This window comes from Aporhodopirellula rubra, from assembly GCF_014192335.1.
GTDB lineage: Bacteria > Planctomycetota > Planctomycetia > Pirellulales > Pirellulaceae > Rhodopirellula > Rhodopirellula rubra.
The window spans coordinates 1-7,284 of the sequence record NZ_JACHXU010000050.1 but is presented as its reverse complement, the minus strand read 5'-3'; the positions used below and the strand labels follow the sequence as shown (position 1 = coordinate 7,284).

The window sequence follows — 7,284 nt, the reverse complement described above, 5'->3', positions numbered from 1 at the left end:
CAGCCGAGTTGAATTTGCCGAGGTCAAGTGCGAGAATCTTCATTGAGTTGAATCCTTGTGTTTGTTGGGTGGAGTAAATGTGACAAGCAGCCCCAGGCTGCCCAGATCACGGGTCCGAGTCGCCAGTCATTGTTGACAAATGACTCCCACCCTTCAAACCTCGGACTTACATGGATTCTTTATCCGACTGAAATCACTTCATGTACACCGTCGACGATCGTGACGTAGTAGTTCCCTTGGAGGACGTACCGCAATCCGATGTGGGTGCTCCATTGCCAACCATCGTGGCTGACGATTATCGCCTGGTGCTGGAGTATCTCGTTTCAGAACCCGATCCGAATTGGGACGGAACCTACGTCAATGTCGTTGGGACGGATACTGATGGGACTGTTGCCTTAATTCGCTTCCATCGTCCGTATGCACACATGATGGGTGCTCCAAACGAAGAAGCTATCGGCGGGCATCCGCTCGCTGATCGTGGCCTTGAGGCGTTCGCCGCCTTTGAGATCAAGCAGTCTTCATGGATACGTCAACTTGAAACGATGAATTCTGTGCATCCGTACCATAATCGTGAGCGTTTCCTTCAATCAAAACGTCATTTTGCATTCGTATTCCATGACTCGACATTCGAATGCGTTGCGCACGGTTTTGACGTGACGATTCTCAAATCGTCGATACTGGATTCACTTGATACTGTTATTAAAATGTTCCGAGCTGATCCGAAGTAGCACGATAACCGTCGGATAACAAAGCGTTGGACGCGGAGCCGCCGATCGCGTCGTTTCTGAAGTCAATGTTGGTTGGCGGCGGCCCGGTCAACGCAATCGTTATCGCATAAGCAGAGCCGAACTTGCCCGATCCTGAGAGCTTATTGCGGTCACGTGTCGAACAGCTTGAGGCACAGTTGCTTCGCCAAGAACATAGACTGATTCCGCTCGTCAAGAACTTCCTCGACCGCAAGCAGAAATACCCAAACCGATGTGACGCCCGTCGCAAAGCAACCACGCGAGCTTTATTGTTCAACCTACTGCTGTCTCCGCAAACCATGGCCTTGGGTGGCGGCATGCTGGCTTTTGTGTCGGTACTTATTCTTGCATACCAAAGCCACTTGATGCAGCAAACCGTATACCCGACACCGCGATACACTGCCATTATTCGCCCCTTGGTTTCCTCGAACGCGTATGACACAACCGAGATAGCGTTTCCAGATCTGGCTATAGAAAAACGCGATTTTGAGTTTGCGTTCACCGCAAACGGTGCTGGTCCGCTACTGATTGATACGGTCAACTTGAAGATTGAATATGTAACTGAGGATTACGTGCCAATTCGAACTGACTACTTTGAATCGCGTTCATCCGGCGTTCTTCCCGTAGTCGGGAAGTCTTCGATTGAAACGTGTAAAGTGACGTTTAAGCGATTTGGTCACGCCGAGACAAATGCTGAGACCAGCCCGCCAGGACCAATCAGGCCCGTATTCACTTTTGCCGTCGGCGGCGTCGACAGCGATGGTAAACTTTGGAGCACGGACATTAGATCCGTCGGAGTGATTATCGACGATGGTAGGGCCAATGGACCTGCTTCAGATCTTTACCTTACCGGAAGCGGCGAATCATTGAACGGAGTTCTGCAACCGCGTTCCGTTGCTCAAACTCCGGAGGTGCGATAACCATGGCATTCACACGGAGCGGGGCTTGCGGCCGAATTTGAAATGGACAACTTTGCTCACCCCGCCCGGTGATGCCGGACGTTCATCGATAGAGGCACACTCACTACATGCAATTCTCGTTGAGAACCGGACTGATCGTTGTCGCCTTCTTTAGCATTGGAATTGCGTGGATGGTTGACCGCGTCCGAATCGCTGGTGAACGCGATAGCATCCAGCGTAAACTCGAGATCGAAATACAACGCGGGCTTATTGCAGCCGAGTCTTGGGAGAAACGTCGCCAGGAAGTTTCAAGTATCGCCAACGGAAAATCGCCGCCCGACATACCCCTGCTGTTGTTCGCTCTCAGTGACCCGGACCGAATAGTTAGTCAGACGGCACTTAGCGCCCTGACGGAACTTCGGTTCACACGTGCTGAATTGCAAACGGCATTTTCAAGTGCGGACGCAGAAGCTGAAATGCAATTTTGGATCGCTGCTGTCAAAGGGGCACAAAAACACAACGAAAGACGAAACGACTTTCTCGTTGAACGGGAGTCATCGCAACCCGCTTTTGGCACCAGACTGGACGATCCCTTTGGTCCTGATCCGTTCTCCGATGCAGACACTGACACCAACGAACAAAACGATGAACCATGACATGCACGGGAGCACGGCTTGCCGCGTTTTTCGCAATGGAGAGTCAACCTTCCGTGCCCCGTGATGTCCGACGTTCGCGTTCAATTCGAAAACACATGGATGGATATGACGAAATGAAAAGCAAACGTTACTCGATATCCGCTTTATTCTTGTTCGTAACTTGTGCAGGCATTGCTCTTGCTCCAGTAAACCGCAATACCGCTTCTGGAATCTGGTATACCATCAATCCCCAGAATGCACCAAGCGGTGGACGTTTCAATTCGGGGACGCAATGGCACAACATACCCTATGATTATGGAGATACATGGTTCTCACGATACCGACAGTTAAATGTGTGGCTCTGTCCACCTGCTCGGCTAGCCATTACTCCGCCAATCATCATCGATGAGGAAGAGGAAGAATACGGCGTAGCGAACGACTTTGATACGCCTTCGCCGCGACTCGCACCTAATGCGGACTAGCGTCGAAAACTGCACGCGAACCAAGCAATGCACGCTGAGCCGCCGAGCGTGTCAAACTTACACAACACGGACACCACGGCGGCCAGGTGATTGCCATCGTTCGTCGTACCTATTCCGCTGCTGCTACCTTTGATTCGGCTTTCTGCTCCATCTCTTTCAGTGTTTCGATCAGCGATCGCATGATTCGCTTTCCACCGAATATCGCACCGAATAACGCCCCGCAGCCAACAGACAGAATCCCTAGTCCGAATGCTTGCGGAACACTCAAGAAAATCAACCCTACCCCAAAACCGATGCATCCAATTGCCGATCCGAACGCCACGCAAATAAGCAAAAATACACCGACTACACTCTCCATTTTGTTTTCCACAGCACACCTCTGAAGCGACGAACCTAGACATGCACCGAAGTTGCCGAGCATGTCAACCTTGCTAAATAACTCACCACCGGCAACTCGGTGATGTCCGGCGTTACCCGACTGAAGATCACATGGCCTCAACGCTTGAACAACGTCTCGGCCAAATCAACTGGAATGACTTTGATTCCGCGAAGGGCTTCGATTCCAACGAGATTCCTCCCCTGCTCGTGAAGCTCGATTCACCAGATGCCAACGCTGCGCTTGAAGCGGCCCAGCAACTTTGGAACGTTGTTTCCCATCAGGCGAACGTTGGTTCAAACTCGGTGCCGACGCTGCCCTTTTTGATTGAACTGCTTCCATCGGTCTCGACTGAAATCCAGTCCGAGATTCTTGACATTATCTACAACTTTGCGTGTCATGCTCGCATGTGTGCGGACCGCGCGGAATCACTCTCGCTTACTGGTTGGCATCGCGACCTGGCAACGCGGCTGATTACAGATCGTTCCGTTTTGGACTCGTTTGGGCAGGCAGACGATCAGGATTTGATAGAATGGTCTGTGATGATCGGCGAGGAGCTCGACGTCGTTGCCGACCGAATTCAAGACGGCGGGTAACAATCGCGTGCACCGGAGTACGCGAGCCGGGCGGTTTTTCAATTGATAATCTTTCGCGCGTACCCGGTGACGCGTGGCGTTACCCGACTGACTCATGTTGAACGCTAGTGACCTGGACCGAATTGCGATTGACGAGTACGTACTCGAGATCGTTCCCGAAACCGTTGCACGGAATCACACGGTCCTTCCGCTCTCTTGGGATGAAACGACCATCCATCTCATAATCCCCTACGACACTCTCGGCCGTACCGAGGAACTGCTGACGACTTTGCGTTTCATTCTTGATCGCAAACTAACCTATGACGTTGCTGAACGTTCAATGCTTGAAACTACGGTTGACCTTCACTACTCAGCCTTCGGCTCTGTGATACAAAATTGCCCTCGAGCGATCCTGTTCCGCTGCAACAAGCGATGGGTTGACCTGGACCGAACAGGCGATTCACAACTGCGTCATTGTGGAAAATGCGACACGAACGTCCGCCTATGCAAGACCGGAGACGAACTCGATGCCGCAGTTGCTCGTGGTGAATGCGTGGCGTACTTCGATCGCTCAAAGGCATTTCTTGGCATGATATGCGACGAATGAAGGTTGCACTCGAATCTCGGGTAACCAAGCCATGCAACGGAGCACGGCTTGCACGGTTCCTGGCAATGGACAATCAACCGTCCGTGCCCGCTGATGGCCAACGTTACCCGATCGAAGTCTCACCCCATATTGCCGGAACCGGATGTCCGACTCACACCAAGACAAACTTCGAAAACAACTTGAGCGTATGCCGGTTTCTGAACCGCCTGCACCTTGGTCTGTGATCGGTGGTTCTGCTGTGGGTGGCCTCACCGAGATCGGTTTTGTTCCTGGGACCGATGACTTGCTCGTGCTTTCGAGCCAAGGACGGGGTTTGTTCGACACGCTTTCGGGGGCAAAGATTGCCCGCGATTCAAACGATGCGTTCGACAACCCGGATACTTCCTGGCTTACTGCCCCTGCCATCGGTCCTCACGACGGCGCGACTGTTCCGCTTGCTGGTCTGGTTGGCGGTGGACTGCCACGCCAGACCCACGATGGTTGGATGCTCGAGGTGATTCAACTACCTTGGCCTAAACATGTGCTATTTCTTTCGTCAAGCTATTCTCCACCGTACGACGACTCTGGCAACTCATGGAAAATTTGCGATGATGGGGCGTGTGAGTACCGCGCCACTGGTTTCTCGCCTTCCGGACGTGCTTTCGTGTTCGCATCGTCTTGTGAACTTGTGATCTACGGCCGCAAAGACGGGTAACCATGCCGTGCACCGGAGCGGCGTCAGCGCGTTTTCTGATGGTTAGTTTTACTCTCGCCGCCCGGTGACGGCGGTCGTTCCCCGACAGAGATGATTCGTTAACTTGAGTTCCAGCTACAACTCGCTGATCGACCACGACGTTTCTCCCACCGATGCAGAATCAATCGGCAACGCGATCGTCGAACTGTTGGTTTCGGAGCGGTTCTTATTGGCGACGCCCAATGAGCAATGCGTTCTCAATGGCTTGGGCTATCCGCCGGGTCCACGCATACGCGAGATCTTCGCGAACCACGAATCATGTGTTCCGTTTTGGGAGCCAAACGCGATCAACGGTGTGAAGGTCCACGCAGAGCGATACGTTAACTTTTTCGCGTTTCCACAACTTCAATTTGCTGGTTGCCCGCAATGCCGCCACCGTTTTCCTGATGGCGACGGAGTAATTGACCAACTCTACGACAGTGTTGCTACATTTGTGAACGACGACAGGATCGACATAATCTCATGTCCGCAATGTAACCATTCATCCCCATCAAACGCTTGGCGAACGGAACCAGATATCGGCATCGCGTACTTGGGGATTGAATTCTGGAATTGGGTTCCGTTTTCGTCTCCGCTGTGGACCACTTCGATTCCTGATCTGATTCATGACCATCTCGGCCGCACGATGGCCGTGAGCTGGGGCAAACTGTAGAATGCGGGGAACAATGACATGCACGGGAGCACGGCTTGCGGCGTTCTTCGCAATGGATAGTCAACTCTCCGTGCCCCGTGATGTCCAACGTTCTGCCTAATAGATGAGACTTCACTCACTACCGATCGACGAACTCATTGCGCGCGGGGTCACTCCGTCGTTTGCGCGAATCCTGGGCGACCCTGAGAGCTATCATCCCGATCTCAGTATCCACATCGGCACTACCAACTGGGACTATTTCGTTCCGACCGACGCCACTGACATCGTGCCGCTCTGGGATTCAAATGCAGACTCGTTCGTCCGCTGGACACGCGCCGGGAACACAGAATACGTTTGGCTCTTCCACGACGACCCGAAGTGGATTCTCATTGCACATTCCGAACAAGGAATTATGGCGAAACTATGGCAAGACTGGTCCGAATTCCAAGAATCGGACGATGAATGCAGACGGTTTGCTGACGCGATCGGCTTTCGATCTTGCGATGAGGGATTGGTAATGATCGAACGCGATTCCGATACAATCAGTGCTTGGCGTTTATCGCTAACAGATTGAAGCAAGGCAGCAGAACAAAGATCGAGATAGGGGCCCGGTTGCCCGGGACCCCTCTCACACCACCGGACATGCGGATCCGCATCCGGCGGTTCGCTTCTTGGAAGCAAACTTGCTCCAGATCTTCTCAAGGCTCGCTAGTCCCTGTTGGTTGAGGTAGTCGATCGAGATGGCAGCGTGCATTGCCGCGCTCGAGGACATCACCCACACTCCTCTTCCACTGCATCCGTGCGAGATGGCTTCTTCCGGACGCACTCCTAGCTTCAACAGCATTCGCACTCGCGTGCGGACTCGGTACCACTGTTTCCAGTAACAAGCGCGGATGCGCCGACGAACCCATTTATCGAGATACTTCAACTGCGTCTTGCGTAGCCCGTAATGAAAGTAGCCAAGCCATCCCTGAAAGTACCGTCGTAGTTCTACGAAGCGTGAGGACATCGACCGGCCTCCGGTGCGGCGTGTTATCTCCTTCACGCGGTCCTTGAACTTGCGAAGGTTCTTCGCACTCACTTCGAATCGTCCGCCGAATCCGCGAAAGCAATAGCCGAGATACTCGGCATCCTCCGTGCGGCAAACGCTGCTCTTGTCGTGGTTGACCACGAGCTTGAGCTTTCCAGTGAGATAACGTTCCACTGAACGAAAGACTCGTGTTGCTGACTGCTCAGTTTTGGAGAATACCAAGAAGTCGTCTGCATATCGAACAAAGCGGTGGCCTCGGTGTTCCATTTCCTTGTCGAAGTCATCTAACAGAATATTCGCAAGTAATGGCGAGAGCGGACCGCCTTGCATGGTGCCTTCGTTCGATGGGTGCAAGTCGGTATCGACCATCACCCCAGCCCGTAGGTAGTTCCCGATCAGACGCAACAATCGCTTGTCGCGAATCTTGCGAGCAACACGATTCATCAGCACATCGTGCTGAACGGTATCGAAGAATTTCGCAAGATCCATATCGACACACCAGCGGTAGCCGGATCGGATATGCTGCTGAACGAGATGGATCGCTTCGTGGGCTGAGCGATAAGGCCGAAA

At 52.9% G+C, this 7,284-nt stretch carries 9 protein-coding genes; 7 read left to right on the top strand and 2 right to left on the bottom strand.

From position 1 onward, the window contains the following. Nucleotides 1-200: 200 nt before the first annotated feature. Together FHS27_RS30360 and FHS27_RS30355 are read left to right on the top strand one after the other, a co-directional pair. Entirely contained in the window at nt 201-728 is a 528-nt protein-coding gene (locus FHS27_RS30360; protein WP_184310160.1) for a hypothetical protein, read from the top strand. A gap of 122 nt (nt 729-850) precedes the next feature. Then, nucleotides 851-1,666: a hypothetical protein gene (locus tag FHS27_RS30355; protein WP_184310158.1), complete on the top strand. Its 816-nt coding sequence runs from the start codon at nt 851-853 to the stop codon at nt 1,664-1,666. 1,205 nt (nt 1,667-2,871) lie between these two features. Here FHS27_RS30355 and FHS27_RS30350 read toward each other — a convergent pair. Then, entirely contained in the window at nt 2,872-3,132 is a 261-nt protein-coding gene (locus tag FHS27_RS30350) for a hypothetical protein (RefSeq protein ID WP_184310156.1), read from the bottom strand. A gap of 119 nt (nt 3,133-3,251) precedes the next feature. Here FHS27_RS30350 and FHS27_RS30345 point away from each other — a divergent pair, with 119 nt between their 5' ends. From FHS27_RS30345 to FHS27_RS30325, 5 genes are all read left to right on the top strand, one after another. Next, nucleotides 3,252-3,734, top strand: a complete 483-nt coding sequence (locus FHS27_RS30345; RefSeq protein WP_184310154.1) for a hypothetical protein — start codon at nt 3,252-3,254, stop codon at nt 3,732-3,734. Nucleotides 3,735-3,828: 94 nt separating this feature from the next. Continuing rightward, complete coding sequence (locus FHS27_RS30340; protein WP_184310152.1) at nt 3,829-4,320, top strand: GspE/PulE/PilB domain-containing protein; 492 nt, start codon at nt 3,829-3,831, stop codon at nt 4,318-4,320. Between the two features lie 142 nt (nt 4,321-4,462). Then, nucleotides 4,463-5,014 carry a hypothetical protein gene (locus FHS27_RS30335; RefSeq protein WP_184310150.1) on the top strand — a complete coding sequence of 184 codons (552 nt, stop codon included), beginning with the start codon at nt 4,463-4,465 and terminating at the stop codon, nt 5,012-5,014. Between the two features lie 103 nt (nt 5,015-5,117). Then, a complete protein-coding gene (locus FHS27_RS30330) occupies nt 5,118-5,705 on the top strand; it encodes a hypothetical protein (protein ID WP_184310148.1) in 588 nt (195 codons plus the stop codon). Nucleotides 5,706-5,808: 103 nt separating this feature from the next. Continuing rightward, on the top strand, nt 5,809-6,258 hold the full coding sequence (locus FHS27_RS30325) for a hypothetical protein (protein ID WP_184310146.1): 450 nt from the start codon (nt 5,809-5,811) through the stop codon (nt 6,256-6,258). A 54-nt stretch (nt 6,259-6,312) separates the two neighbouring features. Here the strand turns inward: FHS27_RS30325 and FHS27_RS30320 are convergent. Beyond that, nucleotides 6,313-7,284: reverse transcriptase domain-containing protein (locus FHS27_RS30320; protein WP_184310144.1), on the bottom strand; the 972-nt coding region annotated here is incomplete at its 5' end.